This window comes from Bifidobacterium minimum, assembly GCF_000741645.1.
Taxonomy (GTDB): Bacteria; Actinomycetota; Actinomycetes; order Actinomycetales; family Bifidobacteriaceae; genus Bifidobacterium; species Bifidobacterium minimum.
Genome location: NZ_JGZD01000008.1, coordinates 137,499 through 157,380, shown reverse-complemented (window position 1 = coordinate 157,380; position 19,882 = coordinate 137,499). Strand labels below are relative to the sequence as shown.

13 protein-coding genes and 2 pseudogenes are annotated in these 19,882 nt (G+C 64.0%); 6 read left to right on the top strand and 9 right to left on the bottom strand.

All coding sequences use genetic code 11. The features are described 5' to 3' along the window. Positions 1–23: 23 nt before the first annotated feature. From ftsL to mraZ, 3 genes are read right to left on the bottom strand one after another with little or no spacing between them, the layout of a single operon-like run. Entirely contained in the window at positions 24–482 is a 459-nt protein-coding gene (gene ftsL / locus BMIN_RS03360; protein ID WP_238565604.1) for a cell division protein FtsL, read from the bottom strand. Further along, positions 479–1,669, bottom strand: coding sequence for a 16S rRNA (cytosine(1402)-N(4))-methyltransferase RsmH (gene rsmH / locus BMIN_RS03355; RefSeq protein WP_081647993.1), 1,191 nt, complete (start codon positions 1,667–1,669; stop codon positions 479–481). The genes ftsL and rsmH overlap by 4 nt, the downstream gene beginning before the upstream one ends. Continuing rightward, complete coding sequence (mraZ, locus tag BMIN_RS03350) at positions 1,669–2,112, bottom strand: division/cell wall cluster transcriptional repressor MraZ (RefSeq protein WP_238565613.1); 444 nt, start codon at positions 2,110–2,112, stop codon at positions 1,669–1,671. The genes rsmH and mraZ overlap by 1 nt, the downstream gene beginning before the upstream one ends. A gap of 528 nt (positions 2,113–2,640) precedes the next feature. Here mraZ and BMIN_RS03345 point away from each other — a divergent pair. Next, positions 2,641–4,920 carry a HelD family protein gene (locus BMIN_RS03345; protein WP_022861095.1) on the top strand — a complete coding sequence of 760 codons (2,280 nt, stop codon included), beginning with the start codon at positions 2,641–2,643 and terminating at the stop codon, positions 4,918–4,920. Positions 4,921–4,930: 10 nt separating this feature from the next. After that, positions 4,931–6,133, top strand: a complete 1,203-nt coding sequence (gene serA, locus BMIN_RS03340) for a phosphoglycerate dehydrogenase (RefSeq protein ID WP_022861096.1) — start codon at positions 4,931–4,933, stop codon at positions 6,131–6,133. A gap of 279 nt (positions 6,134–6,412) precedes the next feature. On the opposite strand, the gene nrdR is transcribed toward serA, so the two are convergent. Both nrdR and BMIN_RS08535 read right to left on the bottom strand, forming a co-directional pair. Beyond that, positions 6,413–6,862, bottom strand: a complete 450-nt coding sequence (gene nrdR / locus BMIN_RS03335; protein WP_022861097.1) for a transcriptional regulator NrdR — start codon at positions 6,860–6,862, stop codon at positions 6,413–6,415. 131 nt (positions 6,863–6,993) lie between these two features. Continuing rightward, positions 6,994–7,314 carry a LysM peptidoglycan-binding domain-containing protein gene (locus tag BMIN_RS08535; RefSeq protein WP_238565603.1) on the bottom strand — a complete coding sequence of 107 codons (321 nt, stop codon included), beginning with the start codon at positions 7,312–7,314 and terminating at the stop codon, positions 6,994–6,996. A gap of 569 nt (positions 7,315–7,883) precedes the next feature. Between BMIN_RS08535 and lexA the strand changes: the two genes are divergently transcribed. Beyond that, positions 7,884–8,600 carry a transcriptional repressor LexA gene (lexA, locus tag BMIN_RS03320; RefSeq protein ID WP_476559196.1) on the top strand — a complete coding sequence of 239 codons (717 nt, stop codon included), beginning with the start codon at positions 7,884–7,886 and terminating at the stop codon, positions 8,598–8,600. Positions 8,601–8,701: 101 nt separating this feature from the next. Here the strand turns inward: lexA and BMIN_RS03315 are convergent, their stop codons facing one another. The 3 genes from BMIN_RS03315 to hflX form a co-directional block, all read right to left on the bottom strand. Further along, positions 8,702–9,640 carry a cation diffusion facilitator family transporter gene (locus tag BMIN_RS03315; RefSeq protein ID WP_022861101.1) on the bottom strand — a complete coding sequence of 313 codons (939 nt, stop codon included), beginning with the start codon at positions 9,638–9,640 and terminating at the stop codon, positions 8,702–8,704. Between the two features lie 479 nt (positions 9,641–10,119). Continuing rightward, on the bottom strand, positions 10,120–11,082 hold the full coding sequence (locus BMIN_RS03305; protein WP_022861103.1) for an L-lactate dehydrogenase: 963 nt from the start codon (positions 11,080–11,082) through the stop codon (positions 10,120–10,122). A 198-nt stretch (positions 11,083–11,280) separates the two neighbouring features. Further along, entirely contained in the window at positions 11,281–12,798 is a 1,518-nt protein-coding gene (hflX, locus tag BMIN_RS03300; RefSeq protein WP_081648001.1) for a GTPase HflX, read from the bottom strand. Positions 12,799–12,988: 190 nt separating this feature from the next. Here hflX and BMIN_RS03295 point away from each other — a divergent pair, with 190 nt between their 5' ends. The 3 genes and pseudogenes from BMIN_RS03295 to BMIN_RS03285 all read left to right on the top strand — a co-directional run bounded on the left by BMIN_RS03295 (position 12,989) and on the right by BMIN_RS03285 (position 18,646). Then, positions 12,989–13,603, top strand: coding sequence for a class I SAM-dependent methyltransferase (locus tag BMIN_RS03295; RefSeq protein WP_026647446.1), 615 nt, complete (start codon positions 12,989–12,991; stop codon positions 13,601–13,603). Next, a pseudogene (hrpA, locus tag BMIN_RS03290) lies at positions 13,600–17,729 on the top strand (ATP-dependent RNA helicase HrpA). The gene BMIN_RS03295 and the pseudogene hrpA overlap by 4 nt, the downstream one beginning before the upstream one ends. After that, entirely contained in the window at positions 17,726–18,646 is a 921-nt protein-coding gene (locus tag BMIN_RS03285) for a hypothetical protein (protein ID WP_022861107.1), read from the top strand. Before hrpA ends, BMIN_RS03285 begins: the two are co-directional and overlap by 4 nt. Here BMIN_RS03285 and BMIN_RS03280 read toward each other — a convergent pair. Beyond that, positions 18,616–19,874: pseudogene (locus tag BMIN_RS03280) on the bottom strand (MFS transporter). The gene BMIN_RS03285 and the pseudogene BMIN_RS03280 overlap by 31 nt on opposite strands. Positions 19,875–19,882 lie beyond the last annotated feature (8 nt).

Here is a 19,882-nt window from a genome sequence, read left to right as displayed (position 1 = left end):
TGTCCGGTCGACGCCATTGCGCATCACTTGCTCCCATCCGTATCCGGAACCTTGTATCCATTGAGATCGACGGATATCGATTTCTGCGCGGGGACCATGCCCATCTTCTCCGCCTTCTGCGGAAGAGACGTCTCCAGATCATCCAGACGGGACTGGTCCGCCTGGATGTCCTGCGTCAACGTGAAGATGCTGCTTTCGACCTGGGATTGCTCGAACGAGTTCTCGATCATCTTGGTGCGGAACAGCAGCGAACCGACAAGCGAGGCTACAAGGAAGATCACGGCGATGACGACATGGATCATCGGCGCGCTGCGGGCGCGCGTCCAAGACGCGATCCGATGCATCCCCTCGACCATGGCGTCCGTCGCGTTGTGACGACGGACGACGGCAAGCTGTGGTCTGGTCTGCGAATGCCCGGCGTCCCGGTCGGGGCCGGCGGGCGCCGCATGGGAGCGGATGCTGCGTTGTGTGGCTGCCATCATCGCCTCCTTGTCTCTCTGTGTGGTGAACGATTACCGGCTTGTGGCCGGTCCTGTCGCGTCAGCGACCTTTTCTTGCGATCCTCCCCCGGGGATCGTGCGGAATCCTCCCATCGGGCGACCCATCGCTTCGGAAGGGGCCGGACCAGTTCGACGCCGCGCAGCCGGACCGAGGCCGATCGCGGATTGTGGGCGATCTCCGCCTCGTCCGCCTTCATCGCCCCGCGCGTCAGAGCCCGGAAGAAGGGGCGCGCATCATCGGGGATGATGGGAAGGTCAGCCGGAGCATCGACGACGAGTCCGTGGGACATGAAGGATTTGACGGTGCGATCCTCCAACGAGTGGTAGGACTCGACTACCAGCCGGCCTCCAACGGCCAGATGCAGTGCGATCTGCGGCAGCGTGGCGGCCAGCTTGTCCAGCTCGCCGTTGACCTCGATCCGCAGCGCCTGGAAGACCTTCTTGGCGGGATTGCCGGCGGGACGATGCGACCGTGGCACGACGCGGTCCACCAGACGGGTGAGCTGCGTGGACATCGTCAACGGCTCGTCCACGCGCATGGCGACGACCGCCTCGGCGATCTGGCGGGAGAACCGCTCCTCCCCGTAGGCGCGGAAGACGCGCTCGAGATCCCGCGCCGAATACGTGGCCAGCACCATCCGCGCGTCGAGCGACTGCGCGGGATCCATGCGCATGTCCAAGGGCGCGTCATGCGAGTACGAGAAACCCCGTTCGGTCTCATCGATCTGCAGGCTGGACAGCCCCAGATCCATGAACACCGCGTCGACCTTGTCGATGCCCCTGTCGGACAGCACGGTGGAGAAATCGTCGAAGGCGGCATGGACGGGGACGAAGCGGTCCGCCAGCCCCTCCTGTTCCATGCGACGCGTCGCCATGCCCAGAGCCTCCCCGTCACGGTCGATTCCGATGAGGGTGGAGGATGGGGCGGCCTTGAGAAACGCCACGGCATGGCCGGCGAGACCCAGCGTGCAGTCCACGACCACGGATCCGGGATGGTCCAGGGCGGGGACGACCAGATCCACGCAGTCGTCGAGCAGAACCGGCTGATGGATCGCCCCCGGGTTCCCGCCCGTCGCGCCACGCACTGCTTCTTCCGACGCCGTTTTTCCGCCCGACGCCGTATTCCCGCTCAACGCCTTTTCCTCGCTCAATGCCTTTTCCCCGCGCATCAGAAGTCCACCGCCGGAAGGACGTCATCGGCGATGTCGGAATAGCCCTGTTCCTTATCGCTGAGATACGACTCCCAGGAGGCCCTGTTCCATATCTCCGCCCGGGTGCCCACGCCGATGACGACGATGTCGTCCGCAAGCCCCGCGTAGTCGCGCAGCATCGGCGGCACAAGGATTCGTCCCTGCTTGTCGGGCTCCTGATCGACCGCCCCCGACAGGAACACGCGCAGGTAGTCGCGCGCGGCCTTGTTGCCCATGGATGTGCGCTGGATGCGCATCGCTATGCGGCGGAACTCCGCCTGGGGAAGCAGATACACGCACCTCTCCTGCCCCCTGGCCATCACCATGCCGGATCCGAGCTGGCCACGGAGCTTGGAGGGAAGGGCGACGCGACCCTTGGCGTCGATTTTCGGCGTGTACGTTCCCAGAAGCAGCGGAGGCATCGCGATGGAGCCGGATTCATTCCCGGAGGAGACGTTGATCTCGGTCCCGTCATCGGTCGGATCCATCGTGGTCACCTCCTTCGCCGAAATCCGTTATGAGTCGTGGCCCATCGCACACCAAGCGTTAGCCGATTCACCACTTTACCCCACTCATCACCATATTCCCCCACTTTTATATGGTTCTGCCGATTTCATCACCACCGCGTCGCCACGGACGGTCGGAAACACCGCGCGGACGACGACACCGCGAAGCCGGCGACACCGCACGAATGAAGACACCCACGGGAGCGAGCGCACAAGGTGAGCGCACAGGGTGATGCACCGGGAAACACACAGGGTGATGCACCAGGAAACGCACAGGGGATCACGCGGGGAACGCACGAGCAAGGGAACACACGCGGGAGATCACACGCGGGAGATCACATGGGAAAAGGCGCACGAGGAACGCATAAACGGAACCCGCAAACGGGTAGAGGGGTGACGGTAGACTATAGTGCCTGAGATTTTCCAGCACACGAATGGACCGGTATGTCGAGCTACTCCTCACAACTTCACGCGGAACAACGGGTCGTCACTCATCTGTACGAGAGGCTGGACGACGTGAGGGAGCAGACGAAATCCCGTCTGGCCGACGTTCGTGCGGCGGGATCGCACGGATCTCCCACCCAACGCACGGAACGGGACTCCTTCGCCACGATGTACGAGGACAGGCTCATGCAGCTTCGCGCGGTGGAGGACCGACTCGTCTTCGGCCGCCTGGACAGGCTCGACGGACAACGTCACTACATCGGTCGCATCGGGCTTTCGGACGCCGACCACAAACCCCTTCTCATGGATTGGCGGGCCGAGGCGGCACGCCCCTTCTATGAGGCGACGCCCTCGCATCATGGGGACATCGCGATGAGGCGGCATCTGACACTCCGATTCCGCGACGTGGTCAGCATCGAGGACGAGGTCCTCGACATGGCGTCCACGGAGGTCGACAGGGCCGCCCAGTCGGGAACGCTGACCGGCGAAGGGGCCCTTCTGGCATCCCTGGGACAACGGCGCACGGGGCGGATGACCGACATCGTGGCGACCATCCAAGGCGAGCAGGACCGCATCATCCGCGCCCCCCTGCCCGGAGCGCTGGTCGTCCAGGGCGGACCCGGTACCGGGAAAACCGCCGTCGCCCTCCACCGCGCGGCCTTTCTGCTGTACACCCACCGCCGCCGCCTGGGACACTCGGGCGTCCTTATCGTCGGGCCCAGTCAGGAGTTCCTCCACTACATCGATCAGGTCCTCCCCTCATTGGGAGAGACGGGCGTCGTCAGCCGAACCATCGACGATCTGATTCCCGGAATCGACGCGACCGCGGTGGATTCCCCCCACGTCGCGCGGATCAAAGGCCAGGCACGCATGGCCACGGCCGTGGCCAACGCCGTGAAGGCCCGCGAGCGAATCCCCTCCACTCTGCCGACGACACGGGTCAACGGGATCGACGTCCCCCTCCTCGCCGCCGACGTGGACCATGCCCTGGCGACCGCGCATGGAACACGCAAACCGCACAACAAGGCGCGCGGCACCTTCCTGCGCACGATGATGTCGACGCTGAGGACGAGGTACATCGAAAGCGTCGACTACACGCCGGAACGCGACGAGCTCGACGACGTCGAATCCCAGCTGATGCTCAACGACGAGCTGCGTCATGCCCTGAATCTCGCGTGGCTTCCCATGACGGCCCCATGGCTGATCGACCAGATGCTCGCCAAGCCGGCGCAGCTGCGACGATTCGCCCCCTGGCTCACGGATGACGAGGTCTCGATGCTGACGCGTCCCAAAGGCTCGGCGTTCACGCGATCCGACATCCCCCTTCTCGATGAGGCGTTCGAGCTTCTGGGCCCCGATCCCATGGAGGAGGACCGCCGCCGAAAGGCGCAGGCCCGCAAGGACGAGGAGATCCGATTCGCCAAGGACACGCTGTCGCAGGCAGGAATCGGATCGGGAATCGTCAGCGCCTCCATGCTTGCGGATCACATGACGCAGGATGACGACGACAGTCTCTCGATGCGCGCCGGATCAGACAGGTCCTGGACATACGGCCATATCGTCGTCGACGAGGCCCAGGAACTCACCGCGATGGACTGGCGCATGCTCGTCCGGCGCTGTCCATCACGCTCATTCACCATCGTGGGCGACGTGGCCCAGACCTCGGCCCTTGGCGGGACCCATTCATGGGATTCGACGATGAACGCGGTGTTCGGTCCGCAGGGCTGGGACCAACGCGAGCTGACGATCAACTACCGCAATCCGCAGGAGGTTTCGGATCTGGCGTCACGGTTCGCCTCGCGCTCGGGACTCTATGTGTCCACCGTGAAGGCCGTTCGCGAGATGCCCGATTCCGTCTCGCGTCTCATGGCGAATGGGCATGACGAGCTTGTCCACGTCGTCAGTGACACGGTGCTCGATCTGGCGTCCCGGTACGTCGCGTCCGACGGAACGGGCCGCGTGGCGGTTATCGCCCCCGATTCATGGAGGGACGATCTTCGCGGCGCGATCGACGCCGCCCTGCGCTCCCATCTGTCCACGCAGGAGTACGACAGACTCACTCATCAGCCGTCATGGGACGAGCAGGTGTCCCTGTGCTCGGTCGGCTCTGTTAAGGGGCTGGAATATGATGCGGTGGTGGTTGTGGAACCAGGGGAGATCGAGCAGTCGGCGCCCTCGCGTCTCACGGCGGCGGCTGATCTGTACGTGGCCATGACACGACCAACGCAGCGATTGGTCATCGCCCGGACCAGGGACGATGCGAAGTCTTCAGAGATCTAAGGTGGAAAAGATGCCCAAAGCATTGTTGTTGGAGAATATCCATCCCTTCGCGGCCCAATCGTTGCGTGACCATGGGTTCGAGGTGGAGACCCGATCCGGCGCTCTCGCCGAGGACGAGCTCATCGAGGCCCTTGACGGAGTCGATGTTCTGGGCGTCCGATCGAAGACCACCGTCACCGCGAGGGTCATGGATGCCCGCCCCGGGCTAACCGCAGTGGGATGCTTCTGCATCGGAACCAACCAGGTCGATCTGGAGCACGCCGGCCAGAAGGGCATAGCCGTGTTCAATGCCCCGTATTCCAACACGCGCTCGGTTGTCGAGCTGGTCATCAGCGACATCGTCTGCCTTATGCGTAGGATTCCGGCGCACACCCATCATCTCAAGCACGGCCTTTGGGACAAAAGCGCCAAGGGTTCGCATGAGGTTCGCGGCAAAACCCTCGGGATCGTCGGCTACGGGAACATCGGCTCGCAGCTGTCCGTGCTGGCCGAGGCCATGGGCATGCATGTCGTGTTCTACGATCTCGAGGAGAAGCTTGCCATGGGCAACGCACAGCGGATGTCCACCCTCAACGCGCTGCTGGAGCAGTCCGACGCCGTGTCTCTGCACGTCGACGGGCGGAAGTCCAATGTGGGGTTCTTCGGCGAGGACCAGTTCGCCCACATGAAGCAGGATGCCATCTTCATCAATCTCTCCCGTGGATTCGTCGCCGATCTGGATGCACTGAAGCGGCATCTTGATTCCGGACACCTTTCCGGAGCCGCGGTGGACGTGTTCCCGACCGAGCCCAAGAAAAGCGGGGACAGCTTCATCACTCCCCTCGCCGACGAAGACAACATGATCCTGACGCCCCATATCGGCGGGTCGACACTGGAGGCGCAGGAGTCCATCGGGCATTTCGTGTCCCAGAGGCTTCTTGACTACTGGTTCCGCGCGTCGACGACCATGTCGGTCAACATGCCGCAGATGACGCTCAGGGCGGGAACCGGTGAGGCCCGCATCGCTCATCTGCATGTGAACCTCCCGGGAATGCTGGCTCAGGTCAACCAGATACTCGGAGCCGAGAACATCAACGTGACGGCACAGTCCCTCTCCACGGAGGGCGATCTGGGCTACGTGGTCACCGACGTTTCCCAGATGCCCACGCAGAAGGCGCTTCAGGCCCTTCGGGACGTTCATGGAACCATCCGCATGAGGATCATCGATCTCTAGGGACTCGACCAGGAATCTCGACCGGCAATACCCTCAGAAACCCGTCTGAAGTCGGAAGCAAGTCGGAAGCGGTCGGTCCCGACAGCAGGCACCCGCCGCCGTCGGGACCGATAATATGCGGACAGCATTCCCGACTGTGGTATCCCCTGACATCTCCTCCCGGCCCCTCTCCAGAGGCAGGAGGGGATGTCGCATTCCGGGCGAGACCGTGGCGCGACCTGACGCGCGTCGGTTATCGTCACGCGCGTCGGTTATCGCCGATCCGCGGACGACGAGGCGTCAGCCGCGTTCTGCCCGCAGACCGTCGATGGCCTTCTGAAAATCCTCAAGACCCTCGAAATTCTTGTAGACGCTGGCGAAACGCAGATACGCGACCTCGTCAAGATCCCTCAGCGGCCCGAGGATGGCCTTTCCGACGTCCTCGGAACGGACCTGCGCCAGCCCCCGCGACCGGAGATCCTCCTCGACCCTCTGCCCCAGAGCCTTGAGATCATCCTCGTTGATCGGCCTTCCCTGGCACGCCTTGCGCACGCCGGAGATGACCTTGTCCCTTTCGAAGGGCTCGATGTTTCCCGATCGCTTCATCACCAGAAGCGTGGTCGTCTCCAACGTGGTGAAACGACGACCACAAGAGGGGCATTCCCTTCGCCGACGAATGGAATGACCGTCATCGCTTATTCGCGTATCAATGACTTTGGTGTCTGTGTTTTGGCAAAAAGGACAATGCATACCCCCAAGAATAGCCATATGGGACTCCCCTCATGGGAAACTGCCACGCGCACGTCATTCGACACGCCGCATTCCTCGCCGTATTCCTCATCAACATCATGCCCGCGGCATATCCTGCGCAGCGCCGCACGTCACCACGAGGTCGCATCGGCGGGAAGGACAATCTTCTGCCCTGGAACCAGCGTCGGGTCGGACTCATGGTTCAGCGTCATCAAACGATCGACGGTGACCGACACGTCGTCACCGGCGGGCGTGAGAGGCTCCGCATAGGACCACCACGTGTCCCCCGGCCGGACGACCGTGCTGGTCACCGCCACGGACCCCGGAGCCGAATTCGCGCGTTGAGGCAGCACCAGCGAAACCCCCACCGCGATAACCGCGATCATCGCCATCACCATCGCCACGGCACGACGACGGGATATGTGTCGAGAGCCTTGGGTGGACGTCCGCACAATCCGTTCAACGGCACCATGATCGTTCCACCGATCGTCCCGTTGATAGATCCGCCGATCGTCCAATCCACAATCATCTTCAGCGTTATCGGCACGCCCAACGCCGGCGACACGGACGTTCCCACCGGACACGAAACTCCGACCATCACCAACAGAGGCGGGCGCCGCGCCTCTGGATTCCACGGGTTTCGAATGCGAACCACACGCCGCGACAAGAACATCCGTGAAAAGATCACCAACCGTCCGCCCACGCGTCAATCCGCCCAACCGCTTCGTCGACGACACCACCATGACGCCCTCCTTCGAACATTTGTTCTATAGAACAGATGTTCCTACTATCGCACATCCGTTCGACTCCCGCAAGGGCACCTTCGAACAGATGTTTGATTTCACAGGATTCTCACGTTATGCTGTCTACAAGCCCCCGAAAGGAGATCACGGTGAGCACCGTCCCCTTCACCCCACAGCACTCATCCGACCCCTGCGACCCATCCGCAGCCGAACCAGTCGCCGAACCGCCATCAGCCCGCGGCTCGGGAACCAGATCGACATCCGCTGAACGCGAGCCGCTGAGCGAACGGCAGCAGCTCGTGTGGGACGCCATACGCACGCACGTCGCATCAAAGGGATTCGCCCCGTCCTTCCGTGAGATCGGCTCCATCGTCGGCCTGAAAAGCACATCATCCGTGAAGCATCAGCTTGAGGTACTCCAGCGTTACGGATACATCCGAATGAACGCCAACAAGGGTCGAGCCATCGAACTCGTCCGCTCCGCCGAAGACGATTCCGCCCGTCCGGAATCCCCCTCCCCCGACGCCGCCGACCGCAACGACGCCGACGACGACCACGCGCGGCCGTCAGCGATCATCCCGTTCCCGTCGATGGAATCGGATGACGACTCTGCGATTCGGGAGTCGCATGACATCCCTCTGGTCGGTCGCATCGCCGCGGGGACCCCGATCACCGCCGAGCAGCACATCGAGGACGTCATGCGTCTTCCCGAGCGCCTCACCGGAACGGGGACGCTGTTCATGCTTGAAGTACACGGGGATTCCATGATCGATGCGGCCATATGCGACGGCGACTTCGTCGTCGTCCGTGAGCAGTCGACCGCCGACAACGGCGACATCGTCGCGGCGCTTCTCGATGATGAGGCCACCGTCAAAACGCTGCGCCGGGACAAGGGACACGTCTGGCTGATGCCACACAATCCCGCCTATTCCCCAATCGACGGCACGGACGCGACGATTATGGGGAAGGTCGTGACCGTCCTGCGCAGAATCTGAATCCGACACTCCGACACTCCGACAATGGAACCAACAGAATCGGAGGAGCCAGAGGAACGAGGAGTCAGCAGGATCGGAGGAGTCAGGGGAACACAGGGGAATCAGGAATGCACGCGCTCGGGATGGCGCGACCGGTACCCTACCGGCTCAAGCTGAAACGTCGTGTGCGAGACGGACACGGGGAAATGCCGGCGGAGGCACTCCTGCAGCTGCTCAAGAATCCCCGACGCCTGCTCCATCGTCAGCCCGTCATCCACCTCGACGTGGGCCATCAGAACCGGCATCCCCGTCGACACCGTGCTCGCATGCAGATCATGCACGGCAACGACATGGGGAACCCGTTCCATATGCTCGCGCACCGCCGTCAGATCCAACCCATCCGGAGTCTCCTCAAGCAGAACGCGCATCGCGTTGCGCAGCAGCAGAAAGGCACGCGGAATCATCATCAGCGCGATGACGCCGCCAGCCACGGCATCGAAGCCGACCCAGCCCGTGGTCATCATGACCACGGCGGACACGACCACGGCGACCGACCCCAGCGCATCATTGATGACCTCGAGGAACGCCGCGCGCATGTTCATATTGTCCGACCGACGCGAGGATAGGATCAGCATCGATCCGACATTCGCGCACAATCCCAGAATGCCGAAGAACAGAAGAAGACCGACATCGCGTATGCCGTCGTCCGCTCCCCCGAAAAGACGAAGTCCCGCCTCGACAAGGGCATACAGCCCGACGAAGAGCAACGCCAGAGCGCCGCCAGCCGCCGTGATCACCTCAAGGCGGGCCCACCCCCAGGTGCGCATCGAGTTGGGCTTGCGCCGCACGAGGATGGCCGTCACCAATGACGCCGTCAGCACCGACAGATCCGTGAGCATATGCCCCGCATCCACCAGCAGCGCCAAGGACCCCGTCACCGCGGCACCCACCAGTTCCGCTACGAAAACCGAACCGGTCAACGTGAGCGTCCACGTCAGTCTCCGACGACGCTCCTCGTCGTCGGTAATCTGCGGCGACGACCCCTGCGGACTGTGCGACATTCGTTCCCCTTCCTCCCCGTTGCCGGCGTGATGGGTTACCACTATACCCTCGCCCCGATCCGAAGCATCGCCCAGAAATGGCGGAATAAAGCCATTTCTCTGCTGGCTCAACGAACAATGCGATGTCATTTCTGTTCGTTTCGGGTTCTCTCGACAACGGGAATCGGAATCGTTCCCGGCAGCACGATGACAACGGTCCGAATGCCAAGGAAAACCGAAATCGGGAGAAGTATGCTCTCGAAAGGGTCGGTGCGGAACGCCGATGGCTTCGGCATCCCGAAGGGGAAACCGAGGCCATCGAGAACCAGAACCGTCGTGGACCAGAGACGACACGATGCCGGAGCCACTCGTATGGGAGCCCCCGCAGGGGAGCCGCTCGCACGGGAACATCGATCGCCCACGAACATCGCCCGGTGGACGCGACGGAATTCGTCAGCGGCGCGTGACCGCCGAGAGACAGAACCCTAGAAAACAGAACCCTAGAAACCGAACTGCGCGGCGGTCTCCTTGAGCGTCTCGGCAGAACGCTTGAGCGCCGCGAGCTCGCGGTCGGACACCGGGGTGTTGATGCGGGAGTTCACGCCATCTCTGTTCAGCAGGGTCGGCACCGACATGCACACATCCGAGATTCCATGGAAGTCGTCCAGAAGGGAGCTCACAGGAAGGATGCGGTTGGTGTCGCGCAGAATGGCCTCGATGATGTCGACGCCGGACATCGCGATCGCGTAGTTCGTGGCGCCCTTGCCGTTGATGATCCGGTAGGCGGCGTTCTTGACCTCCTGATGGATCTCCTCGCGCTTGGCCGCATCCAGAGGATCATGTCCGGGCATCGGCGTCCAGTCGCACATGGGAACGCCGCCGATGGTGGCGGACGCCCACAGCGGCACCTCGGAGTCGCCATGCTCGCCGGCGATGTAGGCGTGGACGTTCTTGACGTTCACACCGGTCTGCTGGGCGATGAGGAAGCGCAGACGCGCGGAATCCAGATTGGTTCCTGATCCGAACATCTGGTTGGTCGGCAGGCCCGACAGCTTGAGAGACACATGGGTGACCACGTCCACGGGGTTCGTGATGAGCATATACACCGCATTGGGGGCGACCTTCACCACATTCGGGATAATCGCCTTCATGATGTTGATGGTCGCGCCGGCCAGATCGAGCCTCGACTGCCCCGGCTTCTGCCGGGCCCCGGCGGTGATGACGACCATATCCGCGTCGCGGCAGATCTCCACGTCATCCGATCCGTCAATGGACACCGTCGGGTAGAAGCTCGACCCGTGCTGCATGTCAAGGACCTCGGCCTCCACCCGTTCCTTGGCGATATCCTCAAGAACGATCTCACGGGCCACACCCCGCTGCGCGGCGGCGAAGGCGAGCGTCGAGCCCACCGCTCCCGCTCCGATGACTGCAAGCTTCGTGGGCTTGATCGGTGAATCCACCATATATCGGACCTCTCTTAGCATGACTTCCCATTCCATGGGAAACATTGTTCTTTCGCTACCACTCTATCCACACACTGTGACGTAGCATGTGACGCGATACGGACCGTCCCGGCCCGGATGGCGGCGCGTGACCGCCGAATCACCACCATGGCCTCCGCCATGTCGCGGACGCGGCGGCGGCGCTCGTCGCACCGGATCTCAGTCACGGCATTCCCGGACGATCCTCGCCGCCAGGACGGGGGTCACATCGGCCTCAAGCCACATGCCGTCATCCCGGTATTCCACAGAATCGACGCGACCGAAGCGCCGCGCCTGCGCGACAAGACCGCCCGCAGCGTAGGGCAGAAGACCGCCGACATGCACATCGGGCACGGGAAGTATCTTCTCGACCTCGCGTCTGAGCGCGTCGATGCCCTCTCCGCTATAGGCCGACACCAACCGGGCCTCCGGTTTCAGCGACGACAGACGCGTCCGGACGGTGGAATCCACCATGTCGATTTTGTTGAACACCAGAACGCGGGGGATCTCCTCCACTCCTTCGATATCCTCAAGAACCTCGTTCACCGCGTCGATCTGGCCGAGGGGATCCGGATGCGAGGCATCCACGACATGGATGATGATGTCGGCCTCGGCGACCTCCTCCAACGTGGACTTGAAGGCCTCCACCAGCTGGGTGGGCAGCCTGCGCACGAAACCGACGGTGTCCACATACGCGTAGGCGCGTCCATCGTGGGAATCGGCCCGACGCACAGCCGTGTCCAGCGTGGCGAACAGGGCGTTCTCCACCAGCTCGCCCGATCCCGTCAGACGGTTGGTCAGAGAGGACTTCCCGGCATTCGTGTATCCGACCACCGCCACGGTCGGCAGGTCATGACGTCGGCGCGAACCTCTTTTGACATCACGCGCCGGCGCCATCTGCGCGATCTGACGACGAAGACGTGCTATCCGCGTGCGGATGACCCGACGATCCATCTCGATCTTCGTCTCGCCGGGTCCACGCGATCCGATCCCCGCATCCGCCCCGGCCGCACGCCCCCCGGCTTGACGGGAAAGGGATCCGCCCCATCCGCGCAGACGCGGAAGCATGTACTCCAGCTGAGCCAGTTCGACCTGGGCCTTGGCCTCGCGGCTGGTCGCATGCTGGGCGAAGATGTCCAGAATCACCGCCGTGCGATCGACCACCTTGACCTTGGTCGCGTCCTCCAACGCCCTCCGCTGACTGGGGGCCATGTCATCGTCGACGATGATGGTGTCGGCCTCGTTCGTGGCCACGATCCCCGCCAGCTCCTTCGCCTTGCCGGACCCCACATAGGTCGCGGCGTCGGGACGGTAACGCTGCTGGAGCAGACCGTCGCAGACCACCGCCCCGGCGGTCTGCGCGAGGGCGGCCAGCTCCCTCAGGGACTCCTCCGCCTGCTCAAGCGTTCCCGTGGCGCTCGACCACACGCCCACGAGAACGACCCTTTCCAGACGCAGCCTGCGGTACTCGACCTCGGTGACGTCCTGGAGCTCGCCGAGCCCCTCCACATGCTTGAACTGGTTACGAGCCTCGCGCTCGCGCCATTCCTCCTGGCCGGCGTCGGAGCGAGCCCCCGTGGCGGAGCGGTCGAGAAGCACCTGCGAACGGCCGGACAGCACGTCCTCATGCGCCGCGTCCACACGATCGACGCCACCGCCGTCCCCCGGTCCGCCACGCACGGCATCGTCGTCATTCATCGCGCCCCTTCCCTCCGATGGGAAATCCTGACGCTGGTTATCGAACGTATGATCCAAAGACACCTCTCACCTAGGAACTATGGTCGCTATTATCATCGAGTTGGACGACAAGACGGACGACAGGACGGCATCCATGCCGCGCGCGGATCCGGACGGCGGCGCGCGGACATGGTACGAGACGAGGCAGAACATGGATTCCACACAGCAGTACTTCACCGCCGACCCCTCATCGCAGGATGTCCGCCGGTCATTGAACGTGACGCTGCGGGGGCATGAGGTGCGCGTGGAGGCGTCCAACGGGGTGTTCTCCGCCCACCGACTCGATCTGGGGACGTCGGTGCTCCTGCGCAACGCCCCCGACGTCCCCCCGCAGGGAACGATGCTCGATCTGGGCTGCGGATGGGGGCCCCTCGCTCTGGCGATGGCGCTCGAATCCCCGCGGGCGCAGGTATGGGCCGTGGACGTCAACGAACGGGCCCTGTCCCTGACCGGATCCAACGCCGACTCGCTGGGAATCGACACCATCCACACGGCCACGCCCGATGCCGTGCCCACGGATCTGGCCTTCGACCTCATCTGGTCGAATCCTCCCATCCGCGTCGGCAAGGACGCACTCCACGATCTTCTGATGGCATGGCTTCCGCGGCTCTCCCCCATGGGACGCGCCTACCTCGTCGTGCAGCGCAATCTGGGGTCCGACTCCCTGATGCGATGGCTTGCCGACGCGCTCGGAGGGGGATTCACGGTGTCGAAACAGTCGAGCGCCAAAGGCTTCAGGGTCATCGAGGTGTCGCGCACCGCATGAAATACGACTATCCTCAGGAACTTCCCGTCAGCGCGGCGCACGACGAGATCGTCGCAGCGATCGAATCCTCGCAGGTCGTCATCATCTCCGGACAGACAGGATCGGGGAAAACGACGCAGATCCCCAAGATGCTTCTGGAGATGGGACGCGGCGACCACGGCCATCAGATCGTCCACACGCAGCCCCGCCGCATCGCCGCGCGAACCGTCGCCGAGCGTCTGTGCTCCGAGATGGGCGTGACCCTCGGCCGGGAGATCGGCTATCAGGTGCGGTTCACCGACGAGAGCTCGCCCGGTACCCGCCTGCGCATCGTCACCGACGGCATCCTGCTCGCGCAGATACAGCGCGACCCGATGCTCTCACGCTACGACACCGTCATCATCGACGAGGCGCATGAGCGAAGCCTCAACATTGACTTTCTTCTCGGCTACCTCACCGCCCTGCTGCCACGCCGGCGCGACCTCAAGCTCATCATCACCTCCGCGACCATCGACTCGCAGAAGTTCCGCGACCACTTCGCCCATGCCCTGCATGCCACGGTCCCCGTGGTGGAGGTCTCGGGCCGCACCTGGCCCGTCCAGATAGTGTACGAGCCGCCGGACGCCCCGCCCGCGCTGATGATGCGCGTCCCCGGGCTTCCCGACGCGATCGGCTCCGAAGGCTCCGACCCTCTGGACATGCCCGCCTCGGTGGTCCGCGCATGCGCCGAGCTGGTCATCCATTCCGGCCATGACTCGGGGCCACGCGACATCCTCGTCTTCGCATCCGGCGAGCGCGACATCCACGACTTCGAATCGGCACTGCGACGCCATTTCGGGCCAAGGGCCAGCGACATGCGCCGACCCGACGCATTGGAGATCATGCCCCTGTTCGCCAGAATGTCCGCCAAGGACCAGCACCGCGTGTTCGAATCCCACAGCCATCAGCGCATCATCATCGCCACCAATGTGGCCGAGACCTCGCTGACGGTTCCCGGGATTCGCTACGTCGTGGATCCCGGAACGGCGCGCATATCACGCTATTCGAAAACCGCCAAGGTCCAGCGTCTGCCCATCGAGCCCATCTCGCAGGCCAGCGCGGACCAGCGCTCCGGCCGGTGCGGACGAGTGGCCGACGGCATCGCCATCCGTCTGTACTCGTCCGAGGACTACGAGACGCGCCCGCGGTTCACCGATCCCGAGATACTCCGCACGTCACTGGGCGCGGTGGTGCTCCATATGCTGTCCGTCGGGGTCGCGCGAACGACCGAGGACGTGACGAACTTCGGATTCATCGACCCCCCTGACGTTCGGTCGGTTTCGGACGGCTTCAACGAGCTGTCGGAGCTGGGCGCGATATCGCGACGCCGCGGCGAGGCGACGCTCACGGCGATCGGGCGGCAGCTGGCCCGACTCCCCATCGACGTTCGTCTGGGGCGCATGGTCATCGAGGCCGCCCACCGGACCACGCCGAACACCCTGGCCTGCGTGCTGGTGGTCGTGGCGTTCCTCAGCCTTCAGGATCCGCGCGAGCGTCCCGAGGAGAAGCGCGAGGAGGCCGACCGTCTGCACAACCGCTACGCCGATCCCACCAGCGACTTTCTGACGGCCCTGAACCTTTGGGACACGGTGTTCCCCCGCGACGCGGAACCCAGCAATTCCGCTCTTCGCCGGCTGTGCCGCGATGAGTATCTCAGCTTCCTGCGGCTGCGCCAATGGCATGATCTGGTCGCGCAGCTGCGTGGAATGTGCCGCGAGCTGCATTTCCGGGTCGCGACCCCAGCCATCAGCCGCCCGGGAGAGGACGTCCTCGCGCTTCCCGCCGATCATCAGGCCGCGCATAGTCTGTGCCGTGCATGGGACGCCGAGGGGATACACCGTTCGATGCTGGCCGGGCTGCTGTCGATGATCGGCATGCAGACCATCCATCAGCCCAAGGCGTCCGACACCGCAGGGCTTCGGGGCGCCGCACGGGCGAGGGCCCTCAAGCGCGCTGCCAAGATGGCGAAGAACGACTATCAGGCGCCCGAGGCACCCATTTCGCGATATTTCCCGCCTCAAGCGTGGCCAGAAACCCTCCCGCATGGGTGATGGGCGCCGAGCTGGTCGAAACGTCCCGACTGTGGGCGCGATACACCGCGGCCATCGACCCGGAATGGGCCGAAAGCCTGGCCGGGCCATTGCTGCGGACCACGTATGCGGAACCCCATTGGTCGGGATCGCGCGGATCCGCCGTCGCCCACCAGAAGCTTCTGCTCTATGGCCTTCCCATCGTGTCCGATCGAACGGTGCAGTGGGGGCGCATCAATCCCGCACAGGCGCGCGACATGCTCATCCGGCAGGGGCTCGTCGACGGCGACATCCACGAGCGGTTCGACCACGACGGCTTCATCAGGGACAACCTCGACCTCATCGCGCAGGCGTATGACGACACGAACCGCACGCGGCAACCGGCCGACACCGTCAACGACGAGGATCTCGCGCAGTTCTACGATTCGGTCCTTCCGCAGGACATCACCTCGGTGGCGTCGCTGGCGCACTGGTGGAGGGGCGAGCACGACGCGCATCCCCATCTGCTGGACTTCGACCCCGAGTCCGTCGACCGTCTGACCGCATCGTCCACGGTGAGCCAGGACGACTATCCCGACGCCTGGCACACCATCGGATCCGACGGGACCATCTTCTCCCTGCGCCTCAGCTATATCTACGATCCGCATGACCCGTGCGACGGCGTCACCGTGCACATCCCCCTGTCCTCACTATCGCGTCTGACTCCCGAGCAGTTCACCTGGAACGTCCCGGGTCTGCTCGACGAGCTGATCCTGGGGATGATCCGCGCACTGCCGAAGGCGCTTCGCGTGCAATTCGTTCCGGCCCCCGACGCCGCACGCTCCATCCGCTCCTGGATAGACGGCCACTATCCCGAACTGCCCGGAACCGAGCATGGTCGCAAACCCGCGCTGCCGCCATTGAACGATGACGGAGAAACCACGGGATGGCCTGATTTCTTCCATGTCTTCACCAAGGCGGCGATCGACGCCATCGGCGCGCAGATCCATCCCCAGGTGTTCACCGACGATCTGATCGACCGGCTCGCACCCTATCTGCGGATGACGTTCAGCGTCGAGAATGACGGGGCGCGCCAGGTCGCGGGGAGACGCCACGGCCATCACGGCGGAAACGAGAGGAGCGGGAGGAACGGGAAGAACGAGAGGAACGGCGGAAACGAGAGGAACGAGAGGAACGGCGGAAACGGCACGAACGGCGCGGTGATGGCGACCGGGAAATCGCTTATCGCGCTGCAGAGACGCTTCGCCTCGCAGGCCCAGGAATCCGCCCGCAACGCCGTCACGCACAAGGCCGCGGCGGCGCAGGGCCGGGGCGCTGTCGTGGAACGCGCCAATCTGCTGCATAAGGCTGGGGCGACCACGGAGTCGCGCTCGTCCATGCTGTGGAGGGCGGCCCGCGATATGCTCCATCTTCCCGATGAACGCATATCCTCACGATGGCTGGGAACCGAGGCGCTGATGCTGGCATCCGCGCCCTACCCCTCCACGACGGCCCTCGTCGGGGATCTGCAGATGGCCGCCGTCAAGCGCCTTCTACCGGACATATCGTCACTGAAGGACGACGACGCCCTGTCCGTGGCGGTTCAGGCGGTCGAGGAGATCTACGAGGACACGGTGTACTCGGTCGCGCACGACGTCATCGCCATCCTCCGCCGATACGCCGAGGTCGACAAGGCCGTCTCCGGCCCGGCCGATCTGCCCATGCTCTCCGTCCTCCAAGGCATCCGCGCCCATATCGCCACGCTGGTGAGACCCGGGTTCATCGCCGACGCACCGCCGGACGCGCTCCCCTCCATCGAACGCTATCTCCACGCCGACCTGCTGAGACTGGAGAAGGCCCGCAAAGACCGGGACCGGGACGTCCGCTGGGCGTGGCAGGCGGATGAGGCGCGGGGAATCGTGGACAAGGCCCTGACCCATGCGAAGGGCGAGCCCGCGGGACCCCGTCGCGAGAAGGACATGGGGACCGCGACGACGGCTCGATGGATGCTCGAGGAGTTCTACGTCTCGCTGTGGGCGCAGGAGCTGGGAACATCCGGCCCCGTCAGTCTTCAGCGCATCCGCAAGGTCCTGTCATGAGCCGGGCATCGCGCCGCCGCATCACGATCACCGGCTTTCTCAGGCATCCCGTCCGCGTCGTCCGCAGGCAATGGGCAAGGGGCGGCAGGTGGCGCAGAATAGCGATGGTGCTGTCGGGACTCGTCTCCGTCATCGTCGTTCTGGCCCTGGTCATGGGCATGGTGCGGCTGATCCAGGTGGATGCCGAAATACGGGCGGCGGAGAACCGGCAGCAGGATCTTCTCTCCCTGTACGGCTTCGATCCGGGCAATATCATCTCCGACGCGAAGTTCTTCAACGCCGGATCCATGAACGCCAAGGAGATCCAGGCCTTTCTTGACGAGAAGGGCGCCGCCTGCACCGGCAAGACCTGCCTGAGATCGGCACGGTTCTCCACGTCGGAGCAGAAGGCCGACGATCTGTGCAAGGAATACGCGGCCGATCGGTCCGGAAAGGCCAGCGCCGCCACCATCATCGCGAAAACCGCGCAGGCGTGCTCCATCAGCCCCACGGTGCTACTCACCATGCTGCAGAAGGAGCAGCATCTGGTCACGGCCACATCGCCCTCATCGTCCCAGTTCGAGGCCGCGATGGGACTGAGCTGTCCCGACACGGCGGACTGCGATCCGCAATACGCGGGATTCTTCAGGCAGGTGTTCGGCTCCGCCCGACGCATGCGCTACTATCTCGCCCACGAGGACCAGTACGGATATCCCGTCGGACGCCCCACATACATCCGATTCAGTCCCGATGCCTCCTGCGGGGGAACCGCCGTCGTCATCCGAAGCAAGGCCACCAGCCTGCTGTACATCTACACGCCTTACCAGCCCAACACCGCCGCGCTCAAGGCCGGAGCGGGAGAGGGCGACTCGTGCTCGAGCTACGGCAACCGCAACTTCTCGATCATCTACTCGGGATGGTTCTCCGACCCCACATAACGACCCGACCCCACATAACGACGCAGACGCGAGACCACGAATGCCGCGGCAAGCGCGAACACGGCGCCCGCCGGCCCCAGCCATCGCAGCCCTGCGTTGTCGTTGACGACGCCCGACACGGCGGAGCCGGCGGCTATGCCGATGTTGAACGCCATGGAGTTGAGGGACGCCGCCAGATTCGTCGACCCGGGATGGGATGAGGCGGCCACGTCCATGTACAGCACCTGGGACGACGAGTTCTGCAGGTACATCATGATGCCCAGCACCACGAGAACGACGCCTCCCACCACGGGAACGTCCTCGGCGAAGGCCAGCAGGCACAGGACCACGGCCTAGAGAGATAGATCGGCCGGACGCGGCACAGTGGCTCGACGCCGAACCCTCTGGCGGCCAACCGGCCGCTCCAGAGGTTGCTGATCAGGCAGGCGACGCCGAAGACCACGAGCCCCACGCCCACATAATCCTGCGGGATTCCTATCTCGTCGCGCATGATGGGCGTCAGATAGGTGTAGAACGTGTAGCTCGCGGCCGCGCCGCACACCACGGCCAGCACGCCGAGCTGGATGCGGCGGTCGAGGAACAGACGGAACTGCGCGATGAAGCCGATGCGCATGGCCGCACCGCCGCGCGGAAGCACAAGGGCCATAATCGCCATCACGATGATGGTCAGAAGGTCGATCAGATGAAAGGGCCAGCGCCAGTCAAGGACTCCGGCCAGCCAGGTTCCCACGGGAACCCCGACCACAGCGGCAAGGGAGAACCCCGAGAACACCCAGGCGATGAACCGGGTGCGGTTCGGGGGGTCGACCACGTCGGGAGCGTATGTCATGGCCACGGCGACCAGCGTTCCCGACACCACCGCTATGACGACTCGGCCGACCACAAGCATCGCGTAGCCCATGGCGAACGCACAGAGGACGTTGCCCACGAGGAACACGCCCATGAGGACGAGATGCGCGCGAAAGCGCCGGAACCGGGCTATGTACGCCGAACCGAACGGGGTAAGTGGCGCATACACGACGGCGAACAGCGCCACCAGATTACCCACGTCCACCTCCGAGACCTGCAGGCTCGACGCGATGTCAGGAAGGATGCCGACGATCACGAACTCGCTCATTCCAAGAAGGAAGGTCGATGCTATCAGCGTGACGACGGGCACGGTAAAGAAACGGGACAAACTCTCCTCACGATCACGCCGCGACGACGAACCACGACGACGATGTTCCATCCGCAACG